Here is a 17,751-nt window from a genome sequence, read left to right on the forward strand (position 1 = left end):
CGCAGGACAGGCCGGCCAGCGGCCCCGACGGTAAATCGGACCCGCCCCCCTTCGTTCCTTGCTTATCCCCCCTTGCAACAGGTACCCGCCCATGTCCTCCGCTCAATCGCTGACCGACATCCTCACCCAAGGCTTGCGCAAACTGACGGGCATCGACCGGCCCAGACCCAAGGGCTACCGGGTGATCAACGTCGAGCTCAAGCGGCGCATCGTCCTCAGCCCGTCCCTGGTGCGCCTGGTGTTCGCCGGCGAGGACATCGCCCAGGCCCGCACCCTGGCCCCGGACCAGCGCATCAAGCTGCTGTTCCCCGGCGCCGACGGCAGCGTCCCGCAACTGCCGGTGGAAGGTGACTGGCACGCCGCCCGGCGCAAGCTGCCGGCCGAGCAGCAGCCGCCGATGCGCACCTACACCATCCGCGCCCTGCGCCTGCTGCCGGCGGAGCTGGATGTGGACTTCGTGCTGCACGGGGTCAACGGCCCCGCGTCCGGCTGGGCCACCCACGCCCGGCCCGGCGACCGCCTGCAGATGGTGGTACCGAACAAGGCCTACAGCGGCGATCCCGGCGGTTATGAATGGATGCCGCCGGCAGATATCCGCAAAGTGCTGCTGATGGGCGATGAAACCGCCCTGCCGGCCATTGCCGGGATTCTCGAGGAGCTGCAGGAGTATCCGGATTACCCGGATGTGCAGGCGTTTATCGAAGTGCCCCACGAAAGCGACTGCATCGACTTGCGCTGCAACCCCCAGACCCGACTCAACTGGCTGCCGCGGGACCTGTTGGGCGCCCAGCACGGCGAAACCCTGATCCATGCCGCCCGGGAGCTGGCCGAGCTGCCGCCGCCCCACACCGCGCACCGGCCGGTCAAGGTCCGCGAGGGCGACGAGGAACAACGCCCCTGGGAGACCGCCACGCCGGCCGACAACAGCTTCTACGCCTGGGTGGCCGGCGAGTCCGCCACGGTGATGAGCATCCGCCGCCACCTGATCAACGAACGCGGCCAGGAACGCCGCAACCTGACCCTGATGGGCTACTGGCGCCTGGGCACGTCGTTGGGCTGATACATCTGCCTAGGCCTTGAGAACGCCGCGGCCGTGCCGGCCGATCGCAGCCTGCGGCAGCGGCTACACCCACTCCTGTAACCGCTGCCGAGCCCGCGAGGCTGCGATAAGGCCCGCAGGGCCTTGCTTGACGATCTTGCGATGGGGCCACTGAGAGCGCCGCGGCCGTGCCGGCCGATCGCAGCCTACGGCAGCGGCTACACCCACTCCTGCAGCCGCTGCCGAGCCCGCGAGGCTGCGATAAGGCCCCCAGGGCCTTGCTTGACGATCTTGCGATGGGGCCACCGAGAACGCCGCGGCCGTGCCGGCCGATCGCAGCCTGCGGCAGCGGCTACAGGACCGCCGCGGTTTCGGCTTGCAGGTGACGCCGACGATGCACCTCAAGGTGGCCCTTGATCAGGCTCAGGACCCTGGCTTCGTGTTCGTGGATGAAGAAGTGCCCGCCCGCCAGCATGTCCACAGAGAAGCTGCCCTGGGTCTCCTTCCTCCAGCCAATCAACTGTTCGGTGGTGGCCCGGTCGGCCTTGCCTCCCAGGACATGCACCGGGCAGTTCAGCAACGGTCGCTGCAGCGGGCGAAAACGGCCACACAGGAGAAAGTCGGCGCGCAGGATCGGTAGGGTCAGGCTCATCAATTCCTGGTTGGCCAATACCTCTTCGCTGGTGCCATTGAGGGTGCGCAACTGTTCGATCAGTTGTTCGTCCGTCTTGGGGTCGGCAAAACCCCGGTCGTAGTCGGTGCGCAGGGTCGGCGCCGCGGTCCCCGAAGCGAACAGCGCCACCGGTTCCGGACAACCCAGGGCCCGCAGGGCGTGGGCCAGCTCGCAGGCCAGCAGCGCTCCCAGGCTATGGCCGAACAAGGCATAGGGCGCACGCAGGCCCGCGCGAACTTCCACCGCCAGTTGCCGCGCCAGCTCGCGCATGTCGGTGGCCAGCGGCTCGGCATAACGGGCGCCCCGCCCCGGCAGTTCCACCGGCTGCAATTTCAGCCATTCGGGCAGCTTGCGCCGCCAGCGGCTGTAGACCATGGCGCTGGCTCCGGAATACGGCAGGCACAGCAACGTCAGCTGGGTCACGGTGTTCCCCTTGAAAAAAATGATGGTAAAGACTGGACGTGCCACCTGGCCGGCAAATTAGTGCGGCAGCCGGCCTGACGCCCATCTGTAGGAGCAGCCGGTCGACACTCGATGCTCGCGATGGTCGTTAACGACACCGCGTCTTGCATTGGGTAAACGCGGTGTTCTCAGGTTCATCGCGAGCAAGCTTCGCTCCTACATTAGATCTCCTTCGTTTGACCGGTCGTCATTGAGTCAGTCGTCCCCATAAATTTCCCGATACAGCCTTCGTTCCCTGCTGCAGATCAGACCAACCAACAAGAGAGATCGCCGTGGACTTGCAGACCCTTCTGTCAAAGCTGTTAGCCAATGCCGGTGCCGTGGGAATCGAAGGCACCTTTCAGTTCGTGTTCGGTCCACAGCTGGCATTCTGGTCACAGGTCCAGACGCACAGCCGCACCGAAGCCGGCCGGCACCCGGCGCCCGACGTCACCATCGAGGTCGCCCAGGCCGACTTTCTCGGGATCATGGGCGGCAGCGCCAACGTCGAGGAACTGTCCGCCAGCGGCCGCCTGAAGATCGGCGGCAACATGGGCCTGGCCACGCTGCTGCCGCAGATCATCGACCATGCCCGGCATGGCGGTGGCGCGCTGGAAAAGAAAGTCGAGATGAACACCCGCTAACCTACCCCGCCGCGCTACAGCGAGACAGTCTCGGCCGGCCTGCCGACCCAGTGCACGGTGGAACGGCGTCCGCGCAGCGGGCTGTCGGTGGAGGAGTTCAGGACGCGTTACCTGCCCCAGGGCATTCCCGTGGTGATCAGCGATGCCCTGCAGGACTGGCCGCTGTTCCAGCTCAGCCGCGAAGAATCGCTGGTGCACTTCGCCGAACTGCAAGGCATCACCCGCCACGGCGACTACGTGAAAAAGACCTTTTCCACCGAGCGCGATTTCCGCTCCACCTCGATGGCCGAGTTCATCGCCTCGCTGGACAACCCGGCGCCGAAAAACGCCGACGGCGAACCGCCCGCCTACATGGGCAACAACATCCTGCCGGCGCAGTTGCTGGAGCAGATCCAGTACCCGCCTTACTTCGACCGCTCGCTGTTCATCCCGCCACGAATCTGGATCGGCCCCAAGGGCACCCTGACCCCGCTGCACCGCGACGACACCGATAACCTGTTCGCCCAGGTCTGGGGCCAGAAGTCCTTCATCCTCGCCGCGCCCCATCACCGTGAGGCGCTGGGCACCTGGTCGACCGCGCCCCAGGGCGGGCTCGACAGTTGCGAGGTCAACCCCGACGCGCCGGACTACCAGCGTTTTCCGGCCTCACGGGACGTGACCTTCCTGCGGATCATCCTGGAAGCCGGCGACCTGCTGTTCCTGCCCGAGGGCTGGTTCCATCAGGTGCAGTCGGTGTCCACCTCGCTCTCGGTGAATTTCTGGGTCGACTCCGGGCGCGGCTGGTAAGGCTCAGGCGACCGCCGGCTGGCTGCGGGTCAGCCGGCGACAGCTCTGCACCGCCGCTCCCAGCACCACCACCCCCGCCGCCTGCGCCACCCAGAAGCCGCTGCGCGCGCCAAAGGCATCCACCAGCCAGCCGGAACTGGCGGCGCCGATGGCCACGCCGATGCTGACCCCGGTGACCAGCCAGGTCAGGCCTTCGGTGAGCTTGGCCGGCGGCACGATGTTTTCCACCAGGGCCATGGCGACGATCAGGGTCGGGGCGAAGAACAGGCCGGAGACGAACACCGCCAGGGACAGGCCGAAGATATTGCTCGCCAGCAGCAATGGCAGGGTGGTCACGGCGGTGGCGATACCGCCGTACATGAACAGCCGCGGCAGCGGGATATTCAGTTTCAGCGCGCCGAAGGCGATGCCCGCCAGGCAGGAACCGATGGCGTACACCGACAGCACGATGCTCGCCGCCGCGGGTTGCCCCTGCTGCTGGGCGAACGCCACGCTGACCACATCCACCACGCCGACGATCATGCCCATGGCGATCATCAGCAGCACCAGCAGCTGCAACTCCAGCGAGCGGATGATCGACACGTCGTGCCGGGCCTCATGGGGATGCACCGGCGGCTCGGTCGCCCGTTGCGCCACCAGCGCGGTGACGCCGATCGCCAGCATCAGCAGCGCCGCCAGCGGCCCGGCCTCGGGGAAGGCCGCCACGCACAGCCCCACCGACAACGGCGGGCCGACGATAAAGCACACCTCATCGAGCACCGACTCCAGGGCATAGGCGGTCTGCAACTGTGGCTGGCCGCGATACAGCTCGGTCCAGCGGGCGCGGACCATCGCCGGCATGCTCGGCATGCAGCCGGCCAGGGCGGCGAACAGGAACAGCGTCCAGTGCGGCGTCTGCAAGCGGGTGCACAGCAGCAACGCCAGCAGTGCCCCGCCGCCCACACCGGCAGCGATCGGCAGCACCCGGCCCTGGCCGAAGCGGTCGACCATGCGCGACACCTGGGGCGCGCAGAAGGCCGTGGCCAGGGCGAAGGTCGCCGCCACCGCACCGGCCAGCGCGTAGCCGCCCTTGAGCTGGGCCAACATGGTGATCAGGCCGATGCCGGTCATCGACATCGGCATCCGCGCAATCATCCCCGCCACCACGAAAGCGCGACTGCCGGGGGCCTTGAACAGTTCGCGGTAAGGGTTTGCCATTGCGAGGTCTCTGCAAAATCGTGCACGTTGCCACATATGCATCGGCATGAGAACGTACGCCGCCAAAAACGCCCACACGATCCCAACCCAATTACAGAAAGCCCGTTCAGAGCATGCTTCCGATAAAACCTGCCCTCAGGCTCACCAGCAAAAACGCCCTCTTCATTGCGCTGGGAGTGATCCTCCCGCTCCTGATATTCAACCTCTGGTTCTTTCTTCAACTGGCCATTGAAAAAAAAGAAGTGCCACGACTCCATGAACTTGCAGTGAGCTCATTTACCTCGGGTTCAAGCGCACTGATCGGCGTACTGATCGCAGCCTATCTTGCGTATCGCTATAACACCCTCATCGAAAGCCAGAAGCGCGAAGACGCTGAAGTCCGGGCCCTGAGAAAAGCGATCTTCTGCATCGCCATAAAGCTGAACAAGATCGTCGACATCTATAACAATTATCTCAAGGAAAACGAGTCGAACGAGCATCGCTGGGCACGCGCCCCGGGGGCCGGCCCGATTGCCTTGAACATCCTGGAAATCGATTTCAACGAACTGGGTTTTCTGCATGAAGAGCATGGAAGGACCTTGCTCGAATTATCTGTCGCGGAAGAAAGCTACATTGCCGCCATCAACGCCATTAATGAGCGCTCAAGACTAGTTTCGGAAAAACTTGAGCCTGCCCAAAAAAAGGCTCAGGAAAAATTCAACACCCAACGCACCGCAGGCAGCGCCAATCAACTTGGGTATAAAAATCTCAAGGAATACGTTGACGATGACATCTACCAGATCATGAGTAAGGCCACTGACAGCTACTACCGGGTCTTCCAAAGTACAGTGGAAAAATACACCGCCATACAGCCTCAGATCCTGGAGTTGGCCCAGCAGCGTTTTCCCTACATAAAGTTCATGGATCACCAGAAGATACTTGCAGACTTGAATGCTGCCATGCACGCCCAACCCTGATAGCTCGCGCGAAACTAATATGACATTTCTGCACTGAACTCTCGTCCTGCCAAATCGGTCAACCGGGCAACGACAACTGCTCGGGTTGCCCAATATGCAGATTTCCCTGAACCAACAAGTCGCCCTGGTCACCGGCGCCAGTTCCGGCATCGGCGCCGCGGCGGCCACCGCCCTGGCCGCGGCCGGGGCCTCGGTGGTGCTCAATTACCATCGGCAGGCGGCGCCCGCGGAAAAGCTCGCCGCCGACATCAACGCCTGCGGCGGCCGGGCCATTGCCGTGGGCGCCGACATCTCCCAGGAAGACCAGGTCCAGCACCTGTTCGACAGGGCCCTGGAAGCCTTCGGTTTCCTCGACATCCTGGTGGCCAACTCGGGCCTGCAAAAAGACGCCGCCACGGTGGACATGACCCTGGAGGACTGGAACCAGGTGATCAACGTCAACCTCACCGGCCAGTTCCTCTGCGCCCGCGCCGCCCTGCGCATTTTCAATCGCCAGGGCATCCGCACCGGTGTGTCGCGGGCCGCCGGCAAGATCATTCACATGAGCTCGGTGCACCAACGGATTCCCTGGGCCGGGCACGTCAACTACGCGGCGTCCAAGGGCGGCGTGGACATGCTGATGCGCAGTCTGGCCCAGGAGGTCAGCCACCAGCGCATCCGCGTCAATGCCATTGCCCCGGGCGCGATCGCCACGCCGCTCAATCGCAAGGCCACCGAGGGCGCGGCCGAGCGCAAGCTGCTCGAGCTGATTCCCTACGGGCGCATCGGCGACGTCAAGGACGTGGCCAACGCCGTGGTCTGGCTGGCCAGCGATGCCTCCGACTACGTGCTCGGCAGCACCCTGGTGATCGATGGCGGCATGAGCCTGTACCCGGAGTTTCGCGACCATGGCTGACACTGAACGACAGGCGCCGATCGACGCCCACGGCATCATCGGCGACCTGCGCAGCGCCGCGCTGGTCAACGACAAGGGCAGCGTGGATTTTTTCTGCTGGCCGGAGTTCGACAGCCCGTCGATCTTCTGCTCGCTGCTCGACACCCCGGACGCCGGCATCTTCCAGCTGGCGCCGGACCTGCCCGACGCCCGCCGCGAACAGATCTACCTGCCCGACAGCAACGTGCTGCAGACCCGCTGGCTGAGCGAACGGGCCGTGGTCGAAGTCACCGATTTGCTGCCGATCGGCGACAGCGAGGACGACCTGCCACTGTTGATCCGCCGGGTGCGGGTGGTCAGCGGCCGCGCCACCCTGCGCCTGCGCTGCGCGGTGCGCCATGACTATGCCCGCGCCACCACCCGCGCGCGGCTGGACGGCGACGCCGTGTACTTCGAGGCCGATCGGCAGCCGGGCCTGCGCCTAATCGCCAGCCAGCCCCTGCGCATCGACCGGCAGGCGGCGGTGGCCGAGTTCGAGCTGGAACAGGGGCAGAGCGCCGAATTCATGCTTGGCGGCATCGACGATCCGCGGCTGGTCACCGGTGGCAGCGGCCTGTGCCTGGAACGCACATTGAAGTTCTGGCGCGACTGGATCGGCCAGTCCAACTACCGCGGCCGCTGGCGCGAGATGGTCAACCGCTCGGCCCTGGCGCTGAAGCTGCTGACCTCGCGCAAGCACGGGGCGATCCTCGCCGCCGCCACCTTCGGCCTGCCGGAAACCCCGGGCGGCGAACGCAACTGGGATTACCGCTACACCTGGATCCGCGACGCGTCGTTCACCGTCTACGCCTTCATGCGCCTGGGCTTCGTCGCGGAGGCCAACGCCTATATGCGCTGGCTGCGCGGGCGGGTCAGCGACTGCCGCGGCCAGCCGGCCAAGCTGAATATCCTGTACGCCATCGACGGTCGCCAGCAGCTGCCGGAAACCCGGTTGCCGCACCTGTCCGGGCATGGCGGCGCGACGCCGGTGCGTATCGGCAACCAGGCCTATGAACAGGTCCAACTGGACATCTTCGGCGAGCTGCTGGACGCGGTGTACCTGGTCAACAAATACGGCGAGGCGATTTCCCACGAAGGCTGGAAACACGTGGTGGACGTGGTGGATCAGGTCTGCAGCAGCTGGGACGGCGAGGATGTGGGCATCTGGGAAATGCGCGGCGAGCAGCATCACTTCCTGCATTCGCGGCTGATGTGCTGGGTCGCCCTGGACCGGGCCATCCGCCTCGCCTCGAAGCGCTCGCTGCCGGCGCCGTTCGCCCGCTGGGACCAGACCCGCCAGGCAATCTACGACGATATCTGGAGCAACTTCTGGAACGCGGAACGCGGGCATTTCGTCCAGTACCGGGGCGGCACCGCCCTGGACGGCTCGATGCTGCTGATGCCGCTGGTGCGCTTCGTCGGCGCCCGCGACCCGCGCTGGCTGGCGACCCTGGAAGCCATCGAGAGGACCCTGGTGCGCGACGGCATGGTCTACCGCTACCGCAATGAAGACAGCCAGATCGACGGCCTGGCCGGCACCGAAGGCGCATTCGCCGCCTGCTCGTTCTGGTACGTCGAATGCCTGGCCCGCGCCGGCCGGCTGGAGCAGGCCCACCTGGAATTCGAGCAACTGTTGCGCTACGCCAACCCGCTGGGGCTGTACGCCGAAGAGTTCGACAGCCATGCCCGGCACCTGGGCAACACCCCCCAGGCACTGACCCACCTGGCCTTGATCAGCGCCGCGAGTTTTCTCGATCGCCGGCTCAGTGGCGAGAAGATCCTCTGGCAGCCTTGACCCGCAATACGCCCCATCGCCTCGCGCCTACAGAAAACAAGCCGTTCGCGGCAACGGCGGTTTGCGGGCAGAATAGGCCGCCCAGTTCCCTCAAGGATTCCCATGCGCCAGGTGCTGCTGATCATCGACGTGCAACCCTCGTTCAACCCGCCGGACTGGCTGGTGAACGGCATCAACGCCCTGCTCGGCCAGTTGCCCTCGGTGGCCACCGTCGAGCGCCATGACGAAAGTCGCACGCCCTTCGTCCGCCAGCTCGGCTGGTGCCCCGCCGCCGATGACCACAGCCTGGTCGCCGCCGACCGCGTCTTCATCAAGCACGGCTACGCCCCCACGCCGGACACCATTGCCTACCTGCGCAGCCTGGCCCCGGACCGCGTGCTGGTCTGCGGCATCCAGACCGACACCTGCGTGCTCGCCGCCGGCTTCGCCCTGTTCGACGCCGGCCTGCAACCGACGCTGATCACCGACCTGACCGTAGGCTCGTCACTGGACCGCAGCGGGCAGTTGGGCGTGCGGTTGTGGCAGCACCATTTCAAGCACCTCACGACCAGCGCCGAGCTCGCCTTCCTGTAGCCGCTGACTGATGTCTGAAGCATTCGTCAGCCAGGGCAAAGCCCACGAACGAGGTCCTGGCGCGACACTGGCCAGGCATGCAGTTTGAGCTAAGGTTGCTGTTTTCCCTGTCGCCGGATCCGTCATGAACAGCTCGCTCTCTGTCCAGTACATCCAGACCCCGTCCCTGCGCATCGCCTACGAACACCACGGCCCCGCCGACGGCGAGCCGGTGATTCTGTTGCATGGTTTTCCCTACGACCCTCGCAGTTACGACGAGATCGCCCCCGAGCTGGCGGTGCGCGGCTATCGGGTGATAGTGCCGTACCTGCGCGGCTACGGCCCGACCCGTTTCGCCGGCCCGGACATCCTGCGCTCCGGGCAACAGGCGGCGCTGGCCCAGGACCTGCTGGACCTGATGGACGCCCTGGAGATCCCCCGGGCCGCCCTCGCCGGTTTCGACTGGGGCGGTCGCGCCGCCTGCATCGTCGCGGCCCTGTGGCCGGAGCGGGTGCGCTGCCTGGTGAGCGCCGACGGCTACAACATCCAGGACATTGCCCGCTCGACCCAGCCGCGACCGCCCGAGACCGAGCACCGGCTCTGGTATCAGTACTATTTCCACACCCAACGCGGGGTCGACGGCCTGACCGCCAACCGTCGCGAACTGTGCGCACTGTTGTGGCAACTGTGGTCGCCGACCTGGGATCGCGGCCAGGAACTCTATGGCCGGAGCGCGCCGTCGTTCGACAACCCGGACTTCGTCGAGGTGGTGATCCACTCCTACCGGCATCGCTTCATGTACGCGCCGGGCGACCCGAGCCTGGAACACATCGAGCTGGCCCTGGCGCAGCAGCCGCCGATCCGCGTGCCGACCCTCTCGTTGTGCGGCGGCGATGACGGGGTCGGCCCGGCGAGCGAAGAGGACGAAGACATCGGCCTGTTCACCGGCCCTTACCAGCGCCGGGTCTTGCCCGGGGTCGGCCACAACGTGCCGCAGGAAGCGCCGCACGCCACCTTGCAGGCATTGCTGGAACTACTGGAAGCCTGACTCCCCCTCCGGCGAAAAGCGCTCCCGATAGGCCTGCGGCGTCACGCCGACGACCCGCAGAAAGCTGCGGCGCAGGGTTTCTTCGCTGCCGAAGCCGCACTGCACGGCGATACGCTTGATCGCCACGCCGCTGTCGCCGAGCAGGCGCCGGGCGCTTTCCACGCGGATCTGCTCGATGGCCCGGGCCGGGGTCTGGCCGGTGTCGGCGCGGTAGTGGCGGACAAAGCTGCGTTCGCTCATGCCGGCCCGCTCGGCCAGGGCCGGGATGTTCAGGTCGCGACCGAGGTTTTCGGCGATCCAGGCGTGCAGGTCGTCGAAGCGGCTGCCCTGTTTTTGCAGGGCCAGTGTCGCGCTGAACTGCGACTGGCCGCCCGGGCGCTTGAGGAACACCACCAGTTGCCGGGCCACGTCCAGCGCCATGGCATGCCCCAGGTCCGCCTCCACCAGCGCCAGGGCCAGGTCGATACCGGCGGTGACGCCGGCCGAGGTCCACACCGGCCCCTCGTTGATGAAGATCGGGTTGGCTTCCACCCGCAGTTGCGGATATTGCCGCGCCAGTTGCTCGCAGCGGGTCCAGTGAGTGACCACCCGGCGCCCGTCGAGCCAGCCGCTGGCGGCCAGCAGGAACGCCCCGGTGCACACCGACGCCACCCGTCGCGCCAGCGCCGCCTGCTGGCGGACCCAGGCCACCAGCGCCGGATCTTCCGCCGCGGCGTACACGCCCCAGCCGCCGGCGATGACCAGGGTGTCGCAAGGCGTGCCCGGCGCCGGCAAGGGCTCGGCCAGCAGCGCCAGCCCGGCCGAGGTGGTCACCGGCCCGTCGCCCGCGGCGATCACATTCACCGCGTAGGGCAGCGGCAGGCCTTTGTGCCGCGCCAGGTCGTTGGCCGAAGCAAACACCTGCAGCGGGCCCGTGACGTCGAGTACCTGGGCGTTGGCGAAAGTCAGTACATGAACGGTTCTGGCGGTCTGGGACATGATTGGCGTAAATCGTGGGTAGGTTGGCGTATTCGCCAAAGCCTAGGGCGCTAGAGTCGAACCGTCCAGCCACATAAGAGCGGACACCTTCGAACTTCTCCAGGGAGATACCCCATGACGCTGCAGATCGGTTTCCTGTTGTTCCCCAACGTCCAGCAACTCGACCTGACCGGCCCCTACGATGTGCTCGCGTCGCTGCCGGACGTGCAGGTGCATCTGGTCTGGAAGGCGCGCGGGCCGGTCACCGCCAGCACCGGCCTGGTGCTGCAGGCGACCACCAGCTTCGCCGATTGCCCGCCGCTGGACGTGATCTGCATCCCCGGTGGCGCCGGTGTCGGGCCGTTGATGGAAGACCCGCAGACCCTCGACTTCATCCGCCAGCAGGCGGAGCAGGCGCGTTATGTCACCTCGGTCTGCACCGGCTCCCTGGTGCTTGGCGCCGCCGGGCTGCTGCGGGGCAGGCGCGCCACCACCCATTGGGCCTACCACCATTTGCTGGAGGCGCTGGGGGCGATCGCGGTACAGGAACGCGTGGTGCGCGATGGCAACCTGTTGAGCGGTGGCGGGATTACCGCCGGGATCGATTTCGCCCTGACCCTGGCCGGCGAACTGTTCGGCGATGCAACGGCGCAGCGGGTCCAGCTGCAACTGGAATACGCCCCGGCTCCGCCGTTCGCGGCCGGTAGCCCAGAGACAGCGCCCAAAGCGGTGGTGGAGCAAGCCCAGCGGCTCGCGGCGAACTCCATCCAGCAGCGCGGCGAGATCGTCGACAGGGTCGTGGCGCAGTGGCAGCAGGCCTGAGACGGCGCTTACAGAAGCTGAAGAAAGATGCGGACCAGGGCAACCTTATCGGCCAGCTGAGCCCTGGCCGCATCTTCGATGAACCGGCGTCAGGCCGGGACTGCTTGCTCACTGGCCTGTCGGAGGTAGTCGATCGCCTGCTGCACGGTCTGCAGGCCATCGGCTGCGTCGTCCGGGATCGTGAGGTCGAACTCGGCCTCCAGGGCCGACACCAGTTCCACCCGGGCCAGCGAGTCTGCTCCCAGGTTCTCGACGAACGAGTCCTGGTTGCCGATCTGCGCCAGGTCGACGGCCAGTTCGCTCGCCACCACTCTTTTCACGCGTTGTTCGAGGGTTTCCATATTCATTCCCTTGCAGTTGGATGCGTACCACGAAACAGTGGCCGACCCGCGCCGGCCACCGGGTTCTTGCGCCTTGGCGAGGCGCCTCAGACCACCGTCAGGTGCATGAAGCCGCCGGAGAAGCGCCCGCTTTCCGGGACGAAACACAGCACGCGCTGCCCCTTGTGCAAGCGCCCGGACTCCAGCAACTCGTGGATCATGATGTAGATCGACGCCGAGCCGGTGTTGCCGCGCTCGGACAGGTTGGTGAACCAGCGCTCCTGGGGAATCGCCAGTTCGGTGTTTTCCAGGCACTCGGCAATCGGCTTGCGAAAGTATTCCGATGACATGTGCGGCAGGAACCAGTCGATGGCCTCGGGCGACAGGTTGCGCTTGATCATCACCTCCTTGAGCGGCTTGCCGAGGGTGTACTTCACCACGTTCTCGTTCAGCAGCCGCACGTCCTGCTTGATCGCGAAGATCGAGCGCGAGGCCCACTCCTCCGGGGTCAGCAGCTTCCAGCCGATCAGGCTGTCGTCCTCGGCCTTTTCCGCGCCGGCGTACATGCAGGTCGGCAATTCGTTGGCGTAGGAGAAGATGTCGATCCAGTCGATACGCAGCGACAGGCCGCCGGCCCGTGGCTGGTTCTCGAGCAGGAAGGCCCCGGCCCCGTCGGACAGCATCCAGCGCAGAAAATCCTTATCGAAGGCGATTTCCGGGCGGGCTGCCATCTGCGCCACCAGCGCCTCGTTTTCTGCATCGAAATTGCGCGCATGCAGCACCGGCGAAGGCACCTCCGAGGCGGTAGCCACGGCATTGCGGCTGGCCCCCGCAAGCACCGACAGGTAGGCATATTTCAGCGCGGTGAGGCCCGCCAGGCAGATGCCGGCGGTGGACACCACCTCACAAGGCTTGTTGCCCAGTTCGCCATGCACCATCACGCCATGGTTGGGCATCAACTGGTCCGGCATGGTGGTGCCGGTGGACAGGCATTCCATGGCGTCCAGGGTAAAGCCGTCGCCCACCAGGCCCTTGATCGCCTCGGCGGTTATTTGCGCGTTAGTGAAACGGGGAATACCGGTCTGCGGGTCCAGCACATAATAGCGCTGCTTGATTCCGTTATTACGCAGCACTACTTGCCGAGACCGTGAAGGTCGCCCGCCTACATACCCGAGAATGCTCTCCATCGTATCGTTATCCACTGCCTCTCCCGGCATATAAGTGGATGTTTTCGTGATATAGACAAACAATTCACTCATGATGATTTCACCCTTCGGATTCAAGATTTAGTTGCGAACCGGACGGCTGTTCGTAATAACGCTGTAACTGATCGAGCCGCGTCCGGATAAAGGGATGAAGCAAACGGCGTAACACCAGTGAAACAGGCAGGACAGTCAAGATGACCAGTAATAGATAAACGATGAACAGGCACAGCAAGAGTCGCCGTAGCCATTGCCCATACTTGCCGAAACGGCAAATTATTCCCGACCAGAACTTGAAGCCTCTATAGGCCGCCCGCTCGCTGAGTATCAGCCCGGGGTTGACGGTCGCCGCCCCCAGCCCTGCCAGCATCGGCCCGTCGGCTTGCTCTTTATTGGCCTGCAGGGCGGCATTCAATGCCCGCCCGAAACGTGCGGCGCCCTGGATATCCTCGGCGCTGATCCCGGCCTTGGGCAGGCCGAGGAATGACTCGCGGCTGCCGGTGAACATCCAGCGCGGCGTGGTAATCAGGGTGGCGAAGGTGTTGGCCCGGTCGGTCAGCACCACGTTGTCGAGCAACCGCGCGCCGGCCTCGTGCAGCAGGCGCTTGACCGCCTCCTGGGCCATCAGCCACATGTTGCGGCAGGCGATCACCGTGACCACCGGGCGCCCGGCCAGCAGGCGCTTGCCTTGCGCGCTCTGGAGAAACGCGGTGATCAGCGGCGACGGCGACAGGTACCAGACCTGATACGCCAGGATCACCAGGTCGAAGGGCCCGGGATGATCGGTATGCAGCGGTTCGATGGCTGGCGGGCTGAGCTGTACGGTCTCGGGAAACACGTCGAAAAACCGGCCCACCGGCCAGGGAAACGGATAGGCGACCCGGGGCTTGAGCACCATCTCATGCACCTTGACCTCCCGCGTCGAACGCAGGGGCGAGATCAGGCTTTCGACTACGTCGTTCAACTGACCGCTTTGCGAATAACGAACCACAAGAACATGTTTCATAAGTGCGGGGACCTTTGGCTTTTCAACCACACAGACACGCCAGAGATTCACTTGAATGTGAACTTCAGCATAAAAGGCAGTTTTTATAAGTTGGGCACGACGAGAAAGACGCGCACTGTATTCGTGGCTGGTCGAACTTAAAAAACAAAACATGCTGCACGACAAAAACAGCAGCACCCGGAGCAGCGGCCTGGTGACGAACTGAACCCGGAAATCGCCCACCCCGCATGACAAATACTTTCTGCCTGTTTTTGACAGAAAGAACCTGTAGTGGGACAGAACCCGTCTTCTGGTTGAAACTCTATCTGCAATCGGACGCTTGTAAACCTACCAACTCTGGTAGGCCCTTCGCGCTACCCAACGGACGAACTTACATGCTCTTATCGGAACTTTTTTAATCTAAGCAGGGCACATTCAATACTGGCTACTGGCCTTAATCAAAAAGTTTTCCCGCTAATGTCCGGGCAGCTTCTACACTCTGGCCCAGCCTTCCCTCAGGAGCCTTGCCATGCACAAGACTTACACCGGCAGTTGTCATTGCGGTGCAGTGCGCTATGAAGCCGAGATCGACTTGAGCCAGGGCACCCACAAGTGCAATTGCTCGATCTGCAGCAAGACCCGCAACTGGAACGCGATCATCGCCCCCAAGGCCTTTCGCCTGCTCAGTGGCGAACAGGCGCTGAGCGACTATCGGTTCAACACCGGCAATACCCATCATCTGTTCTGCAAGCATTGCGGCGTACGCCCCTTCGGGCGCGGTCATGTGCAGGAGATCGGCGGCGACTATGTCGCGGTGCAAGTGATGACCCTGGATGACATCGACCTGCAGGAGCTGCTTGCGGCCCCGGTGCATTACGCCGATGGGCGCCATGACAACTGGGGCAACGTGCCGGAGGAAACCCGCCACCTCTAGCTTTTCCACAGGCGAAAAAAAAACCCGCCGAAGCGGGGTTTTTCAAGACCATTACGACATCCTGTCGCTGCATCCTTGCACATGGTCGGTCATCCATGACCCTGAGCGCGTCCTGCGCTGCAGTTGGTGGGTGAAGATTAAGCCTGTCGCCCAATCGGCAACAGGCGAGATAGCAGCCAGCGCATGTAAGCCTTTCGCCATAGATCGACCTGCCAAAACCCCTAGGCCGCGTCTTCCAGAGCATGGATGGCCAACTCCGCCACTTGCAGTTGGTGTTCCGCGCTGGGTATGTCGCCGTCCTCCAGGAACCAGGCGGCGGACAGCCCGGTATAGGCCAGCACCCATTGCCGCAGGCGCTTGCGCTCCAGCCCGGCGGCCTGGGCGATGACCTCGACCTGGCGGGTGAAGCGCCGCGGATCGCTGCTGGTCGCCAGGTCCGGGTTGCAGATCAGGTTGGCGAAATCAAAACCGCGCTCGCCCATGACCCGCTTGGGATCGATCACCAGCCAGCCGCGTTCCTCGAAGTCCAGCACATTGTCGTGATGGATATCGCCGTGCAGCACCACCTGTTCCCGAGGGGTAGCCAGCAGTTCATCGGCCGTGGCCAGGCAGCGCAGGAAAACCCCACCCTCGCGCCGGGCGGCCGGGCGCAGGGCCTTGAACCATTCCTGCAGGCTCAACAGCGGCGGCAAGGGCGTCGCGCGTGGCGCATGCAGGCGTGCCAGGCTGGCGCAGACGATCCGGCTGACCTCGTCGTCTTCGCCGGCCAGGGCCATCTGCATCAGCGAACGCCGGCCCATGGCCCGCTCCATCAACAAGCCATCGCCATGGTGCGCGTAGACCCGGGCGGCGCCCTCCCCGGCCCACCAGACCATCAGGCGGTTACCGTATTTTTCCTCGTCGTCGAGGGCGATCTTCAGCATCGCCGGCGCATCGTCCAGGCGCACCGGCAACACGTGGCTGCCAGGGGTGACGATGGGCGCGCCATCGACCTGCAGGTTCCAGCGTTTCAGGTAAAACTCGAACATCCGTGACTCTTTCCGTTATGACTCGACAAAGGCCTGCAATTGACCCAGGGCATGATCCCATTGCTGGCTGATCACCTCCAGCGAGCGCCGGGCCTCGGCCAGCCGGCCCGGTTCGAATGCCCACAGGCGCTCGCGCCCCAGCTTGGCGTCGCGCACCAGCCCGGCCTGCGCCAGCACCCGCAGATGCTTGGTCACCGCCTGGCGGCTGATGTCGGTGCCGAGGGTCAACTGGCTGATCGACAGGGCGCCGCCGCCACACAGAATGGCGACGAGCCGCAGGCGGGTCTCGTCGCCCAGTGCCGCGAAGATCATGGCCGAGCCGTCCAGCGATGCCGCCACTGGCAGCAGGGATGTGGAAGGGGTATCAGGGGCCAAGGTAGGTCTCGATATTGTTCATCTGCTCGTCCCAGCCGCGGCTGTTCATGCGAAACGCCTTGAGCCGCCGCTCGGGTGGAATGCCATCGAACCCCGACTCGACCACCCGCAGCAAGGTGCCGCCGTCCAGGTCTTCGAGCTCGAATTGCACCAGGGTGCTGGGCTCGGCGCAATAGTCGACTCCAGGCTCCACCGCGTACGGGTGCCAGCTGAAGGCGAACAGGTGTTCGGGCTCCAACTGCTCCACCAGCACATCCCAGACCAGGTGTTCATACCCGGGATAGGTAATCTGCCCCCGGGTGCGTTGCCCGACGACAAAACGCTGGCCCGCGAGCGCCACGCCGAACCAGCTGCCGAACGCCTCGGCATCCGCCAGCGCGGCCCAGACACGAGAACGGGTTGCCTTGAGCAGGATCTTTCTTTCGATGCGATCTGATGAGTTCATGGGTCACCTCCAGTGATCACACCCTAGCTCGCCCTGGCAGAAGAGCAACCTTTAAGTTGCATTTTTTCGCAAAGACGGACACGCGGTCGTCGTCAGGGCTAGGATGCAGGCCAAAGAGCTGTCGCCAACCAGAACCGGGCGGCCCGCAAAACGTCCTTGATGCCCCCTTGATCGTCCATCGCGAGAATCAGCATGAACCCACGTATTTTCCTGGCCCTGGCGCCGCTGCTGCTGACCCCGCTGGCCCAGGCCACCGATTGTGCCAACGCCAGCACCCAGGCCGCCATGAACCAGTGCGCCGCCGAGCAGCACCAGGCGGCGGACAAGGAACTGAATACGCTCTACCAGCGCATCACCCAGCGCCTGAAGGACAACCCGGACGGCAAAAAGCTGCTGGTCGGCGCCCAGCGCGCCTGGGTGGCTTTTCGGGATGCGGAATGCGGGTTCGCCGCCTCCGGGGTGGCCGGTGGCAGCGTCTACCCGTTGATCTACAGCAACTGCACCACCGACCTGACCAAGGCCCGGGTCGAGGCGTTCAAGACCTATCTCAAGTGCCAGGAAGGCGACCTCGGCTGCCCGGTGCCGGGGAATTGAATCGGCGGCGATCTTTAGATTTTTCGCGAGCAAGCTCGCTACAGG

At 64.6% G+C, this 17,751-nt stretch carries 18 protein-coding genes and 1 pseudogene; 10 read left to right on the forward strand and 9 right to left on the reverse strand.

Translation table 11 applies throughout. The features are described from left to right. Nucleotides 1-91 precede the first annotated feature (91 nt). Nucleotides 92-1,060, forward strand: coding sequence for a siderophore-interacting protein (locus PMI20_RS23570; RefSeq protein ID WP_007930120.1), 969 nt, complete (start codon nucleotides 92-94; stop codon nucleotides 1,058-1,060). Nucleotides 1,061-1,391: 331 nt separating this feature from the next. Here the strand turns inward: PMI20_RS23570 and PMI20_RS23575 are convergent, their stop codons facing one another. Beyond that, on the reverse strand, nucleotides 1,392-2,135 hold the full coding sequence (locus PMI20_RS23575; protein ID WP_007921946.1) for a thioesterase II family protein: 744 nt from the start codon (nucleotides 2,133-2,135) through the stop codon (nucleotides 1,392-1,394). A gap of 311 nt (nucleotides 2,136-2,446) precedes the next feature. Here PMI20_RS23575 and PMI20_RS23580 point away from each other — a divergent pair. After that, nucleotides 2,447-3,583, forward strand: a pseudogene (locus tag PMI20_RS23580) (cupin-like domain-containing protein). A 3-nt stretch (nucleotides 3,584-3,586) separates the two neighbouring features. Here the strand turns inward: PMI20_RS23580 and PMI20_RS23585 are convergent. Then, nucleotides 3,587-4,780, reverse strand: coding sequence for an MFS transporter (locus PMI20_RS23585; protein ID WP_007921943.1), 1,194 nt, complete (start codon nucleotides 4,778-4,780; stop codon nucleotides 3,587-3,589). Nucleotides 4,781-4,893: 113 nt separating this feature from the next. On the opposite strand from PMI20_RS23585, the gene PMI20_RS23590 reads away from it, so the two are divergent. The 5 genes from PMI20_RS23590 (at nucleotide 4,894) to PMI20_RS23610 (ending at nucleotide 10,044) form a co-directional block, all read left to right on the forward strand. Beyond that, entirely contained in the window at nucleotides 4,894-5,736 is an 843-nt protein-coding gene (locus tag PMI20_RS23590; protein WP_007921942.1) for a hypothetical protein, read from the forward strand. A 94-nt stretch (nucleotides 5,737-5,830) separates the two neighbouring features. Continuing rightward, on the forward strand, nucleotides 5,831-6,631 hold the full coding sequence (locus tag PMI20_RS23595) for a glucose 1-dehydrogenase (RefSeq protein WP_007921941.1): 801 nt from the start codon (nucleotides 5,831-5,833) through the stop codon (nucleotides 6,629-6,631). Then, nucleotides 6,624-8,444 (forward strand): glycoside hydrolase family 15 protein, encoded by a 1,821-nt coding sequence (locus tag PMI20_RS23600; RefSeq protein ID WP_007921940.1) that lies wholly within the window; start codon nucleotides 6,624-6,626, stop codon nucleotides 8,442-8,444. Before PMI20_RS23595 ends, PMI20_RS23600 begins: the two co-directional genes overlap by 8 nt. 102 nt (nucleotides 8,445-8,546) lie before the next feature. Continuing rightward, on the forward strand, nucleotides 8,547-9,017 hold the full coding sequence (locus tag PMI20_RS23605) for an isochorismatase family protein (RefSeq protein WP_007921939.1): 471 nt from the start codon (nucleotides 8,547-8,549) through the stop codon (nucleotides 9,015-9,017). A 124-nt stretch (nucleotides 9,018-9,141) separates the two neighbouring features. Continuing rightward, the gene (locus PMI20_RS23610) at nucleotides 9,142-10,044 is read left to right on the forward strand and encodes an alpha/beta fold hydrolase (protein WP_007921937.1); all 903 of its coding nucleotides are present in this window, start codon (nucleotides 9,142-9,144) and stop codon (nucleotides 10,042-10,044) included. Here PMI20_RS23610 and PMI20_RS23615 read toward each other — a convergent pair. Further along, nucleotides 10,030-11,022, reverse strand: a complete 993-nt coding sequence (locus PMI20_RS23615) for a GlxA family transcriptional regulator (RefSeq protein ID WP_007921935.1) — start codon at nucleotides 11,020-11,022, stop codon at nucleotides 10,030-10,032. The genes PMI20_RS23610 and PMI20_RS23615 overlap by 15 nt on opposite strands. Before the next feature lie 114 nt (nucleotides 11,023-11,136). Between PMI20_RS23615 and inhA the strand changes: the two genes are divergently transcribed. Beyond that, nucleotides 11,137-11,823 (forward strand): isonitrile hydratase, encoded by a 687-nt coding sequence (gene inhA, locus PMI20_RS23620; RefSeq protein ID WP_007921933.1) that lies wholly within the window; start codon nucleotides 11,137-11,139, stop codon nucleotides 11,821-11,823. Between the two features lie 89 nt (nucleotides 11,824-11,912). On the opposite strand, the gene darC is transcribed toward inhA, so the two are convergent. The 3 genes from darC to darA all read right to left on the reverse strand — a co-directional run bounded on the left by darC (nucleotide 11,913) and on the right by darA (nucleotide 14,351). Then, a complete protein-coding gene (gene darC, locus PMI20_RS23625; protein WP_146021800.1) occupies nucleotides 11,913-12,170 on the reverse strand; it encodes a 2-hexyl-5-propylresorcinol biosynthesis acyl carrier protein DarC in 258 nt (85 codons plus the stop codon). Between the two features lie 80 nt (nucleotides 12,171-12,250). After that, nucleotides 12,251-13,402, reverse strand: a complete 1,152-nt coding sequence (gene darB / locus PMI20_RS23630) for a beta-ketoacyl synthase DarB (protein ID WP_007921929.1) — start codon at nucleotides 13,400-13,402, stop codon at nucleotides 12,251-12,253. A 7-nt stretch (nucleotides 13,403-13,409) separates the two neighbouring features. After that, on the reverse strand, nucleotides 13,410-14,351 hold the full coding sequence (gene darA / locus PMI20_RS23635) for a 2-hexyl, 5-propylresorcinol biosynthesis aromatase DarA (protein ID WP_007921927.1): 942 nt from the start codon (nucleotides 14,349-14,351) through the stop codon (nucleotides 13,410-13,412). Between the two features lie 508 nt (nucleotides 14,352-14,859). Between darA and PMI20_RS23640 the strand changes: the two genes are divergently transcribed. After that, entirely contained in the window at nucleotides 14,860-15,264 is a 405-nt protein-coding gene (locus PMI20_RS23640) for a GFA family protein (RefSeq protein WP_007921926.1), read from the forward strand. Between the two features lie 221 nt (nucleotides 15,265-15,485). Here PMI20_RS23640 and PMI20_RS23645 read toward each other — a convergent pair whose 3' ends face one another. The 3 genes from PMI20_RS23645 to PMI20_RS23655 are packed head-to-tail and all read right to left on the reverse strand — an operon-like array spanning nucleotide 15,486 to nucleotide 17,112. Continuing rightward, nucleotides 15,486-16,292, reverse strand: coding sequence for an aminoglycoside phosphotransferase family protein (locus PMI20_RS23645; protein ID WP_007921899.1), 807 nt, complete (start codon nucleotides 16,290-16,292; stop codon nucleotides 15,486-15,488). Between the two features lie 15 nt (nucleotides 16,293-16,307). Continuing rightward, nucleotides 16,308-16,667, reverse strand: coding sequence for an ArsR/SmtB family transcription factor (locus tag PMI20_RS23650; RefSeq protein WP_052034460.1), 360 nt, complete (start codon nucleotides 16,665-16,667; stop codon nucleotides 16,308-16,310). Beyond that, complete coding sequence (locus PMI20_RS23655) at nucleotides 16,657-17,112, reverse strand: SRPBCC family protein (protein WP_007921895.1); 456 nt, start codon at nucleotides 17,110-17,112, stop codon at nucleotides 16,657-16,659. Before PMI20_RS23655 ends, PMI20_RS23650 begins: the two co-directional genes overlap by 11 nt. A 192-nt stretch (nucleotides 17,113-17,304) precedes the next feature. Between PMI20_RS23655 and PMI20_RS23660 the strand changes: the two genes are divergently transcribed. Then, a complete protein-coding gene (locus PMI20_RS23660) occupies nucleotides 17,305-17,706 on the forward strand; it encodes a lysozyme inhibitor LprI family protein (protein ID WP_007921893.1) in 402 nt (133 codons plus the stop codon). The last annotated feature ends 45 nt before the right edge of the window (nucleotides 17,707-17,751 follow it).

This window comes from Pseudomonas sp. GM17 (assembly GCF_000282175.2).
GTDB classification, from domain to species: Bacteria; Pseudomonadota; Gammaproteobacteria; order Pseudomonadales; family Pseudomonadaceae; genus Aquipseudomonas; species Aquipseudomonas chlororaphis.